Origin of the sequence: Sphingobacterium prati (genome assembly GCF_013167215.1) — a bacterium.
GTDB classification, from domain to species: domain Bacteria; phylum Bacteroidota; class Bacteroidia; order Sphingobacteriales; family Sphingobacteriaceae; genus Sphingobacterium; species Sphingobacterium prati.
The window spans coordinates 832,087-848,419 of sequence record NZ_JABJWY010000038.1; the positions used below are offsets into that span (position 1 = coordinate 832,087).

General features: G+C 40.1%; 12 protein-coding genes. 10 read left to right on the forward strand and 2 right to left on the reverse strand.

Annotated elements, in window-relative coordinates; genetic code table 11:
• Positions 1–169 precede the first annotated feature (169 nt).
• Genes HPC41_RS22640 through HPC41_RS22650 form a run of 3 tightly spaced genes read left to right on the forward strand, consistent with a single transcriptional unit; the run spans position 170 to position 5,263 of the window.
• Positions 170–706: a TlpA family protein disulfide reductase gene (locus HPC41_RS22640; protein ID WP_172396343.1), complete on the forward strand. Its 537-nt coding sequence runs from the start codon at positions 170–172 to the stop codon at positions 704–706.
• A gap of 1 nt (position 707) precedes the next feature.
• Entirely contained in the window at positions 708–3,881 is a 3,174-nt protein-coding gene (locus HPC41_RS22645) for a SusC/RagA family TonB-linked outer membrane protein (RefSeq protein WP_216660856.1), read from the forward strand.
• 11 nt (positions 3,882–3,892) lie between these two features.
• Positions 3,893–5,263 (forward strand): RagB/SusD family nutrient uptake outer membrane protein, encoded by a 1,371-nt coding sequence (locus HPC41_RS22650; protein WP_172396345.1) that lies wholly within the window; start codon positions 3,893–3,895, stop codon positions 5,261–5,263.
• A 71-nt stretch (positions 5,264–5,334) separates the two neighbouring features.
• On the opposite strand, the gene HPC41_RS22655 is transcribed toward HPC41_RS22650, so the two are convergent.
• Positions 5,335–5,682: a hypothetical protein gene (locus HPC41_RS22655; RefSeq protein WP_172396346.1), complete on the reverse strand. Its 348-nt coding sequence runs from the start codon at positions 5,680–5,682 to the stop codon at positions 5,335–5,337.
• Between the two features lie 81 nt (positions 5,683–5,763).
• Complete coding sequence (locus HPC41_RS22660; RefSeq protein ID WP_172396347.1) at positions 5,764–6,039, reverse strand: hypothetical protein; 276 nt, start codon at positions 6,037–6,039, stop codon at positions 5,764–5,766.
• Between the two features lie 486 nt (positions 6,040–6,525).
• On the opposite strand from HPC41_RS22660, the gene HPC41_RS22665 reads away from it, so the two are divergent.
• The 7 genes from HPC41_RS22665 (at position 6,526) to HPC41_RS22695 (ending at position 16,269) form a co-directional block, all read left to right on the forward strand.
• A complete protein-coding gene (locus HPC41_RS22665; RefSeq protein ID WP_172396348.1) occupies positions 6,526–7,446 on the forward strand; it encodes a hypothetical protein in 921 nt (306 codons plus the stop codon).
• Positions 7,447–7,779: 333 nt separating this feature from the next.
• Entirely contained in the window at positions 7,780–7,983 is a 204-nt protein-coding gene (locus HPC41_RS22670; protein ID WP_172396349.1) for a hypothetical protein, read from the forward strand.
• Between the two features lie 12 nt (positions 7,984–7,995).
• Positions 7,996–8,463: a DUF6036 family nucleotidyltransferase gene (locus HPC41_RS22675; protein ID WP_172396350.1), complete on the forward strand. Its 468-nt coding sequence runs from the start codon at positions 7,996–7,998 to the stop codon at positions 8,461–8,463.
• Positions 8,464–8,725: 262 nt separating this feature from the next.
• The gene (locus tag HPC41_RS22680) at positions 8,726–9,157 is read left to right on the forward strand and encodes a nuclear transport factor 2 family protein (protein WP_172396351.1); all 432 of its coding nucleotides are present in this window, start codon (positions 8,726–8,728) and stop codon (positions 9,155–9,157) included.
• Positions 9,158–9,611: 454 nt separating this feature from the next.
• Positions 9,612–13,127, forward strand: coding sequence for a SusC/RagA family TonB-linked outer membrane protein (locus tag HPC41_RS22685; RefSeq protein ID WP_172396352.1), 3,516 nt, complete (start codon positions 9,612–9,614; stop codon positions 13,125–13,127).
• Positions 13,128–13,440: 313 nt separating this feature from the next.
• Entirely contained in the window at positions 13,441–14,814 is a 1,374-nt protein-coding gene (locus tag HPC41_RS22690; protein WP_246250975.1) for a RagB/SusD family nutrient uptake outer membrane protein, read from the forward strand.
• A 456-nt stretch (positions 14,815–15,270) separates the two neighbouring features.
• Positions 15,271–16,269, forward strand: coding sequence for an energy transducer TonB (locus HPC41_RS22695; protein ID WP_172396353.1), 999 nt, complete (start codon positions 15,271–15,273; stop codon positions 16,267–16,269).
• Positions 16,270–16,333 lie beyond the last annotated feature (64 nt).

Sequence of the window (16,333 nt, forward strand, 5' to 3'; positions counted from 1 at the left end):
ACTAAAGACTTTTGCGTTTACTGCTTTATTGGATAATACAGTATACAGTTTAGTTATACAGATGACCAAACTTATTAGGATATCAATTATCGTTTTTCAATATCAAAGTTGTTTTTTAAAGGCATTGCAGAACCTAAGAGCTATTTTTATGCTTCCTCTTATGTTTTATATGTTTAGTTTATCAGCTCAGACGCCCCGCGAGGACAGCGGGGTCGGTGAGCTAATAACAAGACAATCTGATATCATACCATTAAAAATTGGTCATAAAGTTCCAGAAGAATTCTGGACGAAAGAACATCTCTTTTATATCAATGGGGATACCGTGCGTAGAAATCTCCAAGAATATAAAGGAAAACTATTGATACTCGATTTTTGGATGATCGGCTGTTCCAAGTGTTTTCTACATCAGAAGGAAATCAATTACTATAAAAAGCTTTATGGAGGCGAACTGGCCGTAATAATGGTTAATGGCGTTAAGACAAGAAATAATTATGCTAGTATCCATAGCTATCTAAAAAATGAATGGTTTCAGAGCTTGGGACTCGGATCATTTTCATCAATAATTGAAAGTACCTATTTGGACCAATTGCTTCAACCCGCCGGCTACCCGATGTATTATTGGATTAACCAATATGGTATATTACAAACGATAACCTACCGAAATCTATTGGATAGGGATTATTTAGCCCCATTTTTAGATAAATAAGATGGTAAGAACTGTTATGCTAATTTGTAGTATGTTGGTTCTAGGAACGCAACTACAAGGACAAATACTGATAAAAGGAACAGTGGTGGATAGTTTAGGGCAGGCTATAGGTGGTGTATCTGTTAAGGAGAGCCACATTAATAATGGAGTTTTAACAAATAAGAACGGAAAGTTTGAATTTCATACCAGAGCACACCAAGGTACGCTAGTTTTTAAGCATCTTGGTTATGTCAGTCACACGGTAGCCTTCGACGCATCAACTACCAGGCTCATTGTAAAATTAAAATCACATACGACACAACTGGAAGAAGTTATTGTATCGACAGGATATCAGTCCATACCGAAAGAAAGGGCTACCGGATCTTTTTCAACCGTTGATAAGGAATTGTTTAACCAACAGGTGGGTACAGATATTCTTTCAAGATTACCGGTAGTGGCAAATAGTCTTGTTATGGATGCTGGCCGAAGCCAGTTTAGTCCCCAGATCATGGTTCGTGGGTTAAGTACCATCAATGGGCCTAAAGATCCTTTGATCGTGGTTGACAATTTTCCATATGACGGTGATATCAACAATATTAATCCCAATACGGTAGAGAATATCACGATCCTAAAGGATGCTGCAGCTTCAAGTATATGGGGAGCACGGGCAGCGAATGGTGTAATTGTGATCACAACGAAAAAGGGAAAGTTAGATAGGCCCACTTCTTTTGAATTCAATGCCAACAACACCGTGGATGCAAAGCCTGACCTCTACTATATTCCTCAGATGTCATCGTCAGATTTTATAAATGTAGAACAGGAATTATACAGTCGTGGATTTTATAAAAGTAAAATAGGCTCGGCCAGTAAATCTTTATTAAGTCCTGTGATCGATCTACTTGATCTGGCGGATAACGGAAAGGTTTCCAAAGAAGAAGCTCAGACAAGAATTAATGAATTAAGAGATGTTGATGTACGTGAACAATTGGATCGTTACATATATAAACCAGCTTACAAACAACAATATTTTTTAACAGGATCTGGAGGTAGTGCAAAGTTTTCCTGGCTTTCGTCGGTAGGCTACGATCGTAATACAGGAACATTAGGCGATCGTTACGAACGTATCAACTTGCGGTTTCAACAAACCTATGAGATTAGCAAACGATTTTCTATTTCCACTAATCTGTATTATACACAGACAGGTACAAAGTCTGGACGCAATGGATATAATGACATCACTAATCTTTTCCCTTATACGCGTATTGCTGATCAAAACGGTCAGGCTCTCGCAGTCCCAAGAAACTATAGACAGAGTTTTATTGAGTCATATGGGGATGGGAACCTCTTGGATTGGAGCTATTACCCATTGGTGGATTCGGAGCATCAGATACGCAAAAGTCCGGCGACAGATTTACTGGGAACCATCGAACTAAACTATGAAATCATCAAGGGGTTGAAGATCGCCGGAAATTACCAATATGAACAAGCTAACAGCTTGGGCACAAGCTTTGCCGATCAGTATAGTTATATGGTACGTGATTATGTGAACCGCTTTACACAACTTCAGAACAATAAGGTCGAATATATAATACCCGTTGGTGGGATACTTGATAAAAGTGCGTCCTTAATGCATGCGAACAATCTACGTGGGACGCTCGGTTTTGACCGTAATTTTGGTAAGCATACGATTACTGCCATTGCTGGTACTGAAATGCGGGATGCCCGTCGTGAATCTAACAATAATAGGTTTTATGGTTACAATCCGGAAAATTTGACATTTGGGAATATAGATTATAAAACCTCTTATCCCACTGTGATTACAGGTGCGAAAGACTATGTTCCAAATAGTCAGACACTGAGTGAAACGGTTACGAGATTTGTCTCTCAATTTGCTAATGCAGCTTATAGTTTTGACAACAGATATACGGTTTCAGGGAGTCTACGCCGTGACGCTTCCAACCTGTTTGGCTTAAAGACAAATGATCAATGGAATCCATTTTGGTCAGCAGGTGTGGCATGGAAGATTTCCAATGAGAAATTCTTCAATACAAACTTACTCTCTTATCTCAACCTGAGGACTACCTATGGTTTCAGTGGTAATATAGATCCAGGGATGGTAGCTGTAAACACCATTGGTTTTGCTGCTCCTTCAGTATTTACGGGCTATCCATCTGCTGCATTTGTGAATTTCTATAATCCTTTATTGAGATGGGAGACGAGTAAAATGCTCAATATCGCACTTGATTTCCGAACGAAGAATAACCGTGTATCGGGTGCATTGGAATTTTATCACAAATGGGGGCAAAATTTATTCGGTCAGGCGCCGATAGACCTGACCACAGGCGTAAATACTTCGATGCAGCGAAATGTCGCCAATATGCATGGTCAGGGATGGGATTTAGAGTTAACAACAAAAAATATTGACCATACGCATTTAAAATGGAATAGTACCCTCAACGTGAGTTTGTATAAAGATGCAATCGATGATTACCTGATATCCCGAACTTTGGCACAACAATACGTAAATGTAGCGACTCCGCCAATTTCGGGGATTAAAGGGAAGCCTGTATATGCGATTTATAGCTATAAATGGGCAGGGCTAGATCCGAATACAGGTGAAGCGCAAGGCTATCTGAAAGATGAAGTCAGTAAGGATTATACTGCGATTACAGGCGCTGGTACAAAAGAGGAAGACCTGAATTATCATGGATCGGCTGTACCGACCCTCTTTGGTAATTTGCAAAATTCGTTTTCGTATAAAGGTTTTAGTCTTCAGCTTGGCATTACTTACAAATTAGACTATTGGTTTAGACGTTCCTCAATCAATTATACCAATCTGTTTAATAATGGAAAAGGTCACCGTGATTATGCTAATAGATGGCAAAAACCAGGAGATGAGCTCCTAACGAATGTTCCTGTTAATCCATATACCACAAATAGTAACAGGGACAGGTTTTATGAAGGAGCCAGTGTTTTAGTCGAAAAAGGTGATCATATTCGATTACAATATATCAATGTTGGATATGACCTCCCTTATTTTAAAGGCTTTAAAAGATTACATGTTTACCTCAATATACAGAATATTGGCATGTTATGGAAGGCCAATAAAGCTGGTATTGATCCAGATTTTAATTTAGGAAGCGGTAGGACAATTGTACCGCGGAGCTATTCAGTGGGTATAAAAACAAGCATTTAAAGGAAAAGTTTATGAAAAGAATATGGAATAAAGTCTTATTGTTCCCCCTTTTTGTTTTTTGCCTAGGGGGGTGCAACAAATTTTTAGAAGAAAAATCGGATAAAAGCTTAGGGATCCCTGTAACGATAGCAGATTATAGGGCGCTTCTAAATGGTTTCGGGAATGTAAACTCAAATTATCTTTCAATGGGAGAGGCTAGTAGTGGTGATTTTAGTCTGACAGATGCTGACTATAACGGGCTGTATTACGATAGTGATAAACGTCTCTACAGTTGGCAACCCGATTATGTGACACGCGAAGTCTCTGGTGCGGGGCATGAATGGTATTATTGCTATAAAGGTATCTATGTCTCCAATTCTATACTTAAGGGGTTGGATGATAACGGACTGACCGGTAAAGATGCGGATGAAGTACGCGGACAGGCCCTAGTTTTCAGGGCAGCCCGCTATTTGGATGGGGTGCAGGCATGGGCACCTGTATATGATGTGAAGAGGGCCAGCAAGGATCTCGGGATGGCATTGCGTCTTGATCCTGATATGAATTTGCCTTCTAAAAGAGCCACAGTACAACAGACCTATGATTTAATTTTATCCGATTTGCAGGTGGCGCTGCCTTTATTGCCCATCGCTGAATCTTCCCCTGCGCTTCCGACAAAGGCTGCCGCTTATGGGCTATTGGCTCGCGCTTATTTGATTAAGGGGGATTATGAGAAGGCACTATTTAATGGGCAGGAGGCGTTGAAGCTGCATAATGATTTAATTGACTTTAATGATCTATCGGCCTCAGCGAGTTTCCCCATACCTGCAACAAATCAGACCAGTCGAGAAGTAGTCTTTTTTACAAGAATGTATGCTTCCAATATTGTTAACCTAAATATAGCCCAGATAAATAAAGACCTTTATTTAATGTATGCAGCGGGTGATCTTCGAAAAAGTATATATTTTAGGCTAGATAATAAGGGCGCTGTATTTTTTAAAGGTACACATATGGGGCATCAGGGACTCATCACAGGAATAACATCCAGCGAATTGTTGCTCATTGTTGCTGAATGTCAGGCTCGCTTGGGGGATATTGATAAGGCGGCTGAAACGCTTAATCTATTGATGATAAACCGTTGGGATAAAAATACTTTTACGCCCTTTGTATTCACTAATGTGGATATAGCTCTTCGTACAATCCTGAATGAAAGGCGAAAAGAGTTACTGTTTCGCGGGCTTCGATGGTCGGATGTAAAACGGTTGAATAGAGATGGTGCTGGGATAATTCTTTCTCGTAGAATCAACAATCAGGAGTTTATACTGACTCCCAATGATAAGCGATATGCAATTGCGCTGCCTGAAGATGTATTAGATATGACAGGGATGGAACAGAACCCCAGATAGGACCTTTAACAATGAGAATAGTACTGGGGCGATATACCCCAATACTATTCTTAATTAAAAATTAGATTTTGCTAATCTCTCTTGCTAAAACTTGAGTCATCCAATATATTTTGATTGGATTTTCCTACAAGCATGGACTCAAGATCATCCTTGTCTATTGCTGTTTTTTCACAAGGCTTATTCTCTCCATTGCCACAAGGTCTTGTGCTTGGGGAAGTTCCTTCCACCCAATTGTCCGGGTCGGCAAAAGCACCTGGACTTGTGTCTTCACTTGCATAATGAAATACAACCAATTCTTTTTGAGAAGTTACTTTAACTGTTTTCTTCTCCATTGCCTTTACTACCCAAAAGGCTCCAATCAATAAAAAGAAAGATAATACAAGACCGGCGCGTAACCAGTTAATTTTTAAAGTGCGCATAAGCATCTTTTTAAGTTTATATAATTATATTAGTTATTGTTGCATCTCGGTTTTGCCTCGCAGTGATGCGATCGAGGGATCCTATGTTGTGACCGGCCAGCTTCCTTGAAACCGGGAGGCCAGCGTGCCCGGGAACAGGGCAAACTTACGCGGATACCACATCTTGTCCACAACTCTCTTTAGGGCCAAGGATAGACAGATAGGGGCATAACAAAATTCTCTGAACCAAAGAATAACGCGATACCTGAACCGAAGGACAAACCGTCCAGACAGCCTCATCCATAAGGATTGGAACACTGACCCAATGCGTAGGCCCAGTAGTTTGATGTTTTCTTTCGCTGTTCGTAGACTTTTCATCTCAGTTCATTTTACCTATCCATAACCTATTGCGCAGCGGCACTGCCTTGGCGCGGCCTGCCCTCTGTTTTGTTTTGCACTTTATCGCTGTACCCGCGTCCCTATTTATGTTGCTCCAGTATCTCGCCAGATCCCTTTACAAGCGTACTAAAGATAACTGGAGCGCCCCGTCGGGAAAGATGGAGCTTGTGTAACAGCAGTACGCTTGCCATATCGTTATTATTTATTACCATTGTTTCTTGATAGAACGATGTCTTTACCTTGACAACTTCTACAAAGACATCGGTCGCTTACCTCAACGCTTGAAAGCAAAAGAAATATAAGCCTCATCTTTTTCCATATTAATTGAAGTTTATTCATCTTAACCAGTAGAAAAAAATGAGACAGATCGGGAAAGGATAGAAATATTTGCTTTTTTATCTTATTTTTAATATTATAGTGTATCGAGTTAATTAACCGTTAACCATTAGCCAATACTGTAAGATTATGGAACCTATCAAAAAAAATAGCGAAAGTACAGACGGAGAGTGGGATCTCTCAGCAAATCATTGGAAATCCAGAACTGTATGGATTCTTATTTTTTCTTTCTATAATGCTTCCGCTGGATATCGGATCGGAAATGGATGGCAGATCTATAAATACTGCTTGTCGAACACAAATTTTTATATTGATTTCTTCTGGAGTATTTTTTTTCTTTCTGTTATGGTGGAATGGACTATGAAGGCAACAGCATATTTTGATCAAAAGCAACCTTGGCGGAACGAATTTTTGAGACGTCTATTTATTCAGGTTATATTTATTTATCTGCCGACAATTTTGTATCTCGAATGTGTAGACCGATTCTATTATCAAATATCAGATCGCACTCTTTTTCGAATTCCCCAAAATATTCTTCAATTACCGTTCTCCATGGGGATATCGCTGATCTATACATTATTCTATAGTTTGGCTTCCCTTTACAGAGAATACATGGCCGGAATCGAAAGCCATGTATTCTCCGTGGCTGAGGTACAGCGAGAAAAGACTTTAGATGTCAGACCAGGCAACTTACAGGAAAATCCGGTCATCACCATCCGTGATGGCAAAGATATCCGTCTATTGGACTTGGATATTGTTTTAATATGCAATAGCAATGGAATGAATACGATTTACGAACGCAACCCATCGAATCCACCTATCCAGGATGGTCATCCTCTAAAATACCTTGTCGAACGGTTAGATGAGAAGGAATATTATCAGATAACACGTTGGGAATTGGTACACCGTAGCATCGTAAAAGGGTACGATGTGAATGGTGATAAAAATTTTAGACTAGCATTGGATTTTCCGCTTGAACAGCAGCTTGTGATCAATAAAGATAAAATCGATGATTTTGCGAAATGGTTATTGGAAGATCACGAGAAGTAGTTTTAAGTTTTCCACATGATGTTAATAACGATGTGGAAAACGTATAAGGCACCTTATAGAAAATAAGGTGTGACCGAGACCACATTAAACGTACAAAGTATCGGGGGCCAATTCTGGCCAAAGCAATCAGAATTCCATGCAACGAATTTGTTGGTACACCCATCCTGGTTGGATTTACGATCCTATATCTCCATAAAAGCGCCCGACGATGTAATGTGCTAAATGAAGTTAACTTTAGCCCTTCATCCACTTTAGCCGCTTTTCAGCTGTGAGTAATTCGGTGTCCCATGTAAGGAAATTGGATTACATATTTGATTTACTTATTTTTGATAAATGAAAGCATTTCGTTTAGATAGATCAGCGTTCAAAGCACAAACTGCCGAGGAGGCTGCAAATCATTCACCTTATTATGCACGTTTGAGTTGGCAACAGCGGCTCGAAATCGCACTATATTTAAATAGTGTGGCCTATAATTTTCCATTGGAGAATCCTCCAAAAATGGATAGGAGCAAATTTAAAGTTTCTTCAAGAGGATAATTACAACTTATTATGGCAAATATTTTTAATGAAGATTTTAGAGATTTTGTTGCAGCGTTAAATAAGAACGAAGTAAGATATATATTGGTTGGAGGTTTTGCGGTAATTTTACATGGTTACTCGCGTACAACCGGTGATATGGATATTTGGGTGGACAGAACTTCGGAAAATTATTTGAAATTGCAAGCAGCATTCTCAGACTTTGGAATGCCCGTGTTTGATATGACTGAGGATAATTTTCTAAACCATCCAATATGGGATGTTTTTACATTTGGAATTCCTCCTGTCGCGATTGACATTATGTTAAAAGTAAAAGGCTTAGATTTTGAGGAGAATTTTAATCAGGCTGTGCTTTTTGAAGATGATAACCTTAAAATACGTACCCTGCATAAAAACAGGCTATTAGAGGCAAAGAAGTCTAGTAATAGACCTAAAGATCTCGATGATATTCAAAATTTAACCGATCCTAATCTTTTATAGAATTTAGTCAATTTTTGACCAACTGATTGGGAGATAATCTTTTACTGTTGAGTTGCTCTATACGCTCAGTTATTTCCCATTTACCGTCCCAATTGCCCCTTTCACCGACTTTTTCCGAATGTTAGTCTAAATGTAATAAAATCGCATGCTGCGTTGTCTTACTTTTGAATCAGAATCTTAAAGGAAATGATGCAACAAAATCAATATCCTTGCGACAATTAGAAAAGAGACAAAAAAACTAACAATATAAAGTAAAAGAATTATGAACACTTTAATAAAGACATTCGCAGCAGCAGCATTGATTGCAGTATCTACTTTTTCAATGGCAGCAACTGATCCCGGAAAAGCATTGAATCTATCCACGGCAGATTTGGCAATAGATAGCTATGTATCTGTGATGACCGAAGGAGTATCTGGTGGAGTGGAGCAATTATTTACCTCCGACTTTAGCCAAAAGATCCAGGGTCAGAATGGACGTACCAATAAACGTTCGGAAGTGATTTCCTTTTTGAAAAAACAGAAAGGAGAGAAACTCAACTGTAGCACAAATACAGCGATCTTAGAGGAATCCGAAAATTATATGGTGGCACGCATTACAATGGAATTCGACGATTTTACAAAAACTGACCTCGTTACCTTAGTAAATGAAGCCGGAAGCTGGAAGATCGCAAGTTCAGTAAACTCATACAAATAGAAACTGTTTAATTAAATTCATATGTTTATTTTAAGCCACGTCGGGATGATGTGGCTTTTTGTTTGCTTATTAGCATTAGTGACTGGATAAGCTGATTTCTATTAGATAGATCCTCAGGTGATTACAGTTGTGATCCGATAATGTCTACGGATTTTCCGCATCATAAGAAAAAATATTTTATAACGAATTTGTATTCAACTTACTGACATTTAGTTGTTTGTGGTTTATTTAATTGTAAATAGTGAATCTGATGTTGGTGTTTTTTCAAAATAAATATCAGTAATGGATAACAAATTAGATTTGAGGACGTTTTATTATCTATAAGTATATGTAACAAAATTGATATAAATGAACGGATTTTAACGTATCGATGTTTCAAATTTGTTACATGTATTTCAATTTTTGCTTGGAACGTAATTATTTCAATTAGATTCTCATAATAAATATTTAACGTATGATGCACCACCTAAACCACTCTCTTCTATTAGCCTGCGGTTTTACTTTATTCTGCCATTGTGGGCAAGCTCACTCAATCGAAACCAATTATCGCACTAATGTAGTTGGGCGTATTAAGCCGCTTTCTTTCCTTGCGGCTGACACGATCGGAATTAGCGGTAAAGTCACAGATTCATCGGGAACAGCACTTGCGGGAGTGGTCGTCACCGAAAAGAAAACGGGCAATAGCGGATTGTCAGATCAAACCGGAGCCTTCAGGCTCTCAGCAGATCCAAATGGAGTTTTAATCTTTATAAAAACTGGATTTGCAATTAAAGAAGTTCCTGTAAACAATCAAAAACTTATCGAAGTCGTCCTGTCGCCTGGTACCGCGGAGGTTCAAACGGATTCGACAGCCAATGCCAGGGATTCTTCGTCCACTGTCGCAGCTGGTCGGGATAGCACGACAAAAGTTACTGCCGGCCGGGATAGTATAACTGTTGCTGGTAGTCAGGATAGCACTAAAAACATTTCCGGTAATCAGGATAGCACTGGAACAGTTTCCGTGGGGAAGGGGACAGTGAAAGGAACTGTCACGGGGCCCAAGGGACCGCTTCCGGGCGTTACTGTAGCTGTAGTCGGTACAAATGTGTCTGCAAGTACGGATGAATCCGGTAAATTTCAAATTGCCGCTGGCCCGAAGAACGAACTCAGGTTTTCTTCGCTCGGCTTCGAAGCAATCACGCAGCTCGTTGGGGATCGAAAGGATATACAAGTCGTGCTTAGCGGTGAAACGAAAGTGCTTGATTCTGTACAAGTTGTTGCGGTAGGTTATGGTACGATGGATCGCGCCACACTACCCAGTGCGGTATCAAGTATTGGCGCTGCCGAAATCCAAGATGAGGTGTTGCCAAGTATTACGCAGGCGATACAAGGTAAGGCGGGGGGTGTTCAGGTCACGCAGAAGTCTGGTTCGCCGGGCGGTGGGATCAGCATTCGGGTGAGAGGTACGACATCAATCAATGCCAGTTCGGATCCATTATACGTTGTCGATGGAATTCCGGTCAACAGCACGACCAATTTCACAGGAGGGTCTACCTTTGATTTCGGTGGCGGTACGCAAGGTATCAATGTGCTATCCTCGATCAACCCTTCTGATGTCCAATCCATCGAAATATTAAAAGATGCGGCATCTTCATCAATCTATGGTTCGAGAGCTGCAAATGGTGTCGTTTTAATCAGTACCAAAAAAGGTGCACCTGGAAAAAGTGAGTTTAACTTTAATATGTACGAAGGATTTTCCCAGGTACCAAAGGAACGGTATTATGATTTTATGAATACCGAGCAGTATCAGGATTATATGAAGGATTATTACAAAATCCTACAGCAACAGGATCCCAAGGCAGTCATTCCCGAGCAGATATTCTCCAATTCGAATGTCAATACAAACTGGCAGGATGCGATTTTCCGAAATGCAGGAACTAGGAACTACGAACTCTCATCAAGTGGTGGTGGTGAAAAGACACAATATTATACCTCGATAGGATACATGAAGCAGGGGGGCGTACTTTTGGGATCCGACTTTAACCGGTTAAGCGGTCGTATAAATCTCAATCATCAGCATAATGAGAAACTTAGATTTTCTACGGCGATCAACCTCACCAGGGCTGTTAACCAACGTGTACAGGAGGAAAACTCAAAAGAAGGAGCCACCAAGAGTGGTATATTCTCTCCACCTAATTTAGCGGTGCGTGATGCTACTGGCAACTTTGTCTATGACCAGGTGAGAACGACACGCGAAAATCCTGTTGCCATGCTAACGCTCCCAACCAATGAAGCGGAGACTTTTCGTGTATTAGCGAATGCTAGTGCAGAATACAATATATTGCCAGAACTACTGCTAAAGACAAGCTTCGGTACAGATATCAGTTTTATTGATGAAACCTTTTTTATGCCGCCTGTCGGACTTCGCTCTTATGCTAGTCAGGGAGGTATTGGTGCTCGCCGTAACACCCGTGACCAGCTTTGGATCAACGAAACAACCTTAACTTATGACAAGAAATTTGGTGATCATAGTATCAATGTACTAGGGGGATTTTCGGTTCAAGAATCCAGGCTTGAGTTCGTACACGGACAACGTTCAAATTTCCCCAATAATGATATCCCTTATATCACCGCCGGAGGGGTTATTACCGGTGCAAATTCGTATCCCGAAGAATGGGCTATTGCTTCTGGATTTGCCCGCGCCACATATATCTACAAAGATAAATACATCCTCAATGCGAATGTGCGCTCGGATGGCTCATCACGATTCGGGGCTGACAACCGTTGGGCAGTATTTCCATCATTTGCAGGAGCATGGAGAATCACAGAAGAAGATTTCTTAAAAGATTCTAAAGTGCTCGATGATTTAAAACTTCGTGCGAGCTGGGGGATTACCGGGAATCAAAATATCGGCAATTATGCCAGTCGTTCTTTATATTCTAGTGGCTACAATTACATGGGACTCGCGGGGTTTGTGCCCAATGTATTGGGCGATCGTAATTTAAAATGGGAGACCACCAATCAGTGGAATGTGGGTGTTGATGCTGGTTTTTTAGGGAATAGAATCTCAATATTGGCTGATTACTACTACAAAAAAACAACAGACTTATTAATCGGACTGCCTATCCTGACCAGTTCCGGCTATCTAAACCGATTTACAAATTCCGGCGATATAGAAAATAAAGGCTTTGAATTTGAACTGACGACTAAAAACTTGGTCGGTGAATTCAAGTGGACAACTTCGCTTAACATGACTTTTAATAGAAATAAAGTAGTGGCTTTACCTGAGGGATTGACAGAAATGCGTGGCGGGGTAGGTGATCTGAACCGTGCCATAGTAGGACAGCCGCTTGGGGTATTCTATGGCTGGCAGGCGACGGGTGTCAATCCACAGACCGGGATGATCGATTACCTAGGTGCGGATGGCTCTGCAGTAACGCCTACAGACTACAAAGATCAAAGGATGATCGGCGATCCTAATCCATCGTTCTTTGGCGGTATTACCAATAACTTTGCTTATAAGAATTTTGATTTAAGTATCCAGGGGCAATTCACTTATGGGAATGATATCTTCAATTATAACCTGGCATCGGGACTGGAAGGATTCAATCCAAGTTCCAATCAGTTCGTTGATTTTGTGGATAGATGGAGAGCACCTGGCGATATTACGGATGTTCCTAGACCAGCTCCTGGGGATCTTAACAATGGGGCAATATCATCGCGATTTGTCGAAGATGGTTCATTCTTTAGAATTAGAAATATCACGTTTGGCTATACATTGCCTTCCAGTATTGCGGAGAAGATAAAAATGAAAAAGCTCCGTTGGTATGCCACTGTGCAGAATGCATTTGTATTTACAAGCTATAGAGGTTATGACCCAGAGGTCAGCTCAAGCCACGGCGGTGCCAATACGGGCCTTATCTATGGATACGACTACGGAAGTTATCCACAACCGCGTATTTTCACGACCGGTGTTAATTTGACGTTCTAAACTGCTCAGACCATGAAGATAAAGCTCAGCTGCTGCAAGGATTCACCACTGTCTAAGAGTCACGCGATAGCGGTAAGATACGCCTGGCGATATGCACAGGAAGAAAAATTAACCGAGCGTAGTGAGCGCGTTAATTAATTTAAAACATATACTCGTAATAATTTGTACGGATGAAACCATCATGATTTATTCAACCGATAGGGAAAGAATCCAATCCGAAATATTCGGATGAGCTCTTGAACACCAATTAGAATATAAAATTGGGTGAAAAATAATCTAATAGCTTCATCACAACTTAAAAAAAATTAAACGGATGAAAAAGAATAAAATAGTATTAATTTTTTTGGTGAGCATGATCGCATCTTTTGCAATATCATGTTCTAAATTTTTAGATCGGGACCCGCTCGGGCAGATTACTCAAGATAAATTTTTCAATTCCGAAACCAATGCTAATGCTGCTGTTTTGGGAATGTACCGGACGATGATGAATTCATTTTCTTTTGGTCAGTCCATCATTGTTGTTCCGGAGTTTTCAGCAGCCCATGTTCGGCATGCTTCTAGTTTTCCTGAATATGAAAACTTTGCAGAGCACAAAATACAGGCGATCAATCCTTGGATAGCCAATATGTGGCAAGCTGTGTATACCACGATAAATGCGGCCAACCAAGTGATTGAGGAAGTCCCAAAAATGACCGAGACGATGATTACTGAAGACAAGAAAAAGATGTTTGTTGGCGAAGCTAAATTTATTCGGGCATTAAACTACTTTTTTCTGGTACGCGCCTTTGGCAAGGCACCGCTAAAACTCTCCTATACCAAGGAAGGAGATAATATTGATATCGCCGAATCTGACAAAGCAGCACTCTATACACAGATTGTTAAGGATCTAACGGATGCTATTGCCGCGCTTCCGAAAGAAAATCCAAACACTGGCGATGCCGCCAAGGGGCGGGCCTCTCATTGGGCAGCAAAAGCGCTGCTGACCAAGGTGTATTTATACCAAGCGTCCATTACCAATGACTATAAAAAAGCAGCGGATATGGCGAGCGAAGTGCTGACTGAGGGAGGCTTTAGCTTGGTCACTGAATACAGTACGATCTGGACGACACAAAATACAAATGAAGCTATTTTCGAAATTCAATTTGACGATCAAGCAACCAATCCACTGGCAGCAGTTGCTAATGATAATCCTAGTGTGCTATTCTTTGCCAAAGATTCGGCAATTCTGGACTTATATGCGGAGCAAGACAAACGAAAGGATTTTACGGTTAAAAAAGGAAGTAATAATAACTATTTCATGGGTAAATTTCCGAATTTCTCGCCAGCGAGTCAAAACCTGACCGTTATCCGGCTTGCAGAGATTTACTTGATCCATGCGGAGGCTAAGGCGCGTGTTGATAATAGTGTGAGCACAGCAGCGTACAACTCCTTGAAAGCTGTTCAGACGCGCGCTGGTGTCGCCGTTCCGATCGATACGTATGCTAATCTGGAGGCCTTCGTTACTGCCGTGCAAGAAGAAAAAGAAAAAGAGCTTATGTTTGAAGGCGAGACCTGGTTTGACTTTAGCCGTACGAAATTAGCCCTTAGAAAATATGAAAATCTGAAAGACGAGAAATTCCTGGTGTATCCTATTCCGTCTGCTCAGATAAGTTTAGGAACTGGCCTTACTCAAAACCCGGGATATTGATACAAAGTGTACTCGGTACTCCCGATACTGTTTATTTTAAGCCACGTCGAGATGATGTGGCTTTTTGTTGTTTAACCATAAATAAAATATGGATATTTTTGATAATAAAATTTTGGAGATATTCCCAAGCTGGAAACAATATCTTTTGTTGCAGGATGGACTGATTTCCATTTAAATAATGGTCTTCGCTTGGACATATTGACAGATATGAAGGGATTCGAAGCCGTAAATAGACTCAAAAATCGAATTGATATACAGGCATTGGAAGAAATTATCAGGCTTCGAGATGAGGAAGGACAGTAAGGTGTTGACTTATCAACAATGTTATTAACATAATGTGGAAAACCCAGTTTCATTCATTGTAGCGCTAGGGAATGGAATTAATGATTATTTAACCTATCAATTTATAATTTTACTCAAGAAAATTGTTAAATTACGCCGATATTAACAATGATAATGAAGTATTATTTGCATTTTACGGCGAAATTTGTTTGTTTTCTACTGCTCAATTTTTGCTGCTCAAGCCTTTCGGCACAAGTTACCTTTACGTCCTATCATAAGAAAGATGGGGAAGAAACCAAGCAACAGGACTCAGCCTATTTTATCCGAACAGTTCATCTGGAAGCTCAAGGAAAAGAAAACATTTATCGAATAGAGGAGTATTATTTGCACAATGATTCGTTAAAGCTCAATAGTGTTAGTAAAAATGGGCGTCAGCCGTTTAAGTTTCAAGGAAAAAAGTACGAATTTTTTGAAAATGGCACGCTAAAGAGTCTTGAGAATTTCAGTGATAATAGTAAACTGGTAGACTCGGCTTTTTATCTCTATCCGAATAATAAGTTGAAGATGATGGTGTTTTATCCTAGCGAAGTTAAGAAAAAGAAGTTGGTGATAAACAAGCCGGTCTATATCGTGTATTATGACTCTTTGAATAACAAAACGCTGGAAAACGGGACCGGCCACATTCATTTTAGTGTAGACGAAAAAGGAGGTTATGAGGAAGGTAGTATGGTCAACAATTTACGTGAAGGAGAATGGAAAGGAAGAATTGGCCGAGACTCTTTTGTAGAAAGTTATAAGGAGGGGAAATTGCTGTCGGGTACAAAAACAAAAGCAAACGGAACTACTATTCGATATGATTCTACTTCTTATAAAGTAGAACCTGAATATCCTGGAGGAAAGGATCAGCTGATGTTTTTTATCGCGAAAAATTTTGAATATCCAAAACAAGCTTTAATAAATGAAGTGAGCGGTATTTTGGAAATCAGTTTTTTTATTAATCAAGACGGTAAAGTAGGAGATATTAAAGTGAAGGAGGATTTAGGATTTGGTACCGGTGAGGCTGGTATAAATGTGGTCAAAAAACTTAGGAAATGGAAGCCTGGGATGAGACGTGGAGAACCTGTACGGGTGGCTTATACCTTGCCTATCAGGTTAAATACAGTGCGAAGATAATTACAACTTAATAAGATAAGAAAGCCTCCACATGGGAGGCTTTCTTTGTTAAAGATTGTTGCCA

Bases quoted from the DNA above. Each gene is read 5' to 3' on its own strand.
- HPC41_RS22650 (WP_172396345.1), top strand. From the start codon at position 3,893: ATGAAAAGAATATGGAATAAAGTCTTATTGTTCCCCCTTTTTGTTTTT.
- HPC41_RS22675 (WP_172396350.1), top strand. From the start codon at position 7,996: ATGGCAAATATTTTTAATGAAGATTTTAGAGATTTTGTTGCAGCGTTA.
- HPC41_RS22645 (WP_216660856.1), top strand. From the start codon at position 708: ATGGTAAGAACTGTTATGCTAATTTGTAGTATGTTGGTTCTAGGAACG.
- HPC41_RS22660 (WP_172396347.1), bottom strand. From the start codon at position 6,039: ATGAAAAGTCTACGAACAGCGAAAGAAAACATCAAACTACTGGGCCTA.
- HPC41_RS22690 (WP_246250975.1), top strand. From the start codon at position 13,441: ATGAAAAAGAATAAAATAGTATTAATTTTTTTGGTGAGCATGATCGCA.
- HPC41_RS22665 (WP_172396348.1), top strand. From the start codon at position 6,526: ATGGAACCTATCAAAAAAAATAGCGAAAGTACAGACGGAGAGTGGGAT.
- HPC41_RS22695 (WP_172396353.1), top strand. From the start codon at position 15,271: ATGAAGTATTATTTGCATTTTACGGCGAAATTTGTTTGTTTTCTACTG.
- HPC41_RS22640 (WP_172396343.1), top strand. From the start codon at position 170: ATGTTTAGTTTATCAGCTCAGACGCCCCGCGAGGACAGCGGGGTCGGT.
- HPC41_RS22655 (WP_172396346.1), bottom strand. From the start codon at position 5,682: ATGCGCACTTTAAAAATTAACTGGTTACGCGCCGGTCTTGTATTATCT.
- HPC41_RS22680 (WP_172396351.1), top strand. From the start codon at position 8,726: ATGAACACTTTAATAAAGACATTCGCAGCAGCAGCATTGATTGCAGTA.
- HPC41_RS22685 (WP_172396352.1), top strand. From the start codon at position 9,612: ATGATGCACCACCTAAACCACTCTCTTCTATTAGCCTGCGGTTTTACT.
- HPC41_RS22670 (WP_172396349.1), top strand. From the start codon at position 7,780: ATGAAAGCATTTCGTTTAGATAGATCAGCGTTCAAAGCACAAACTGCC.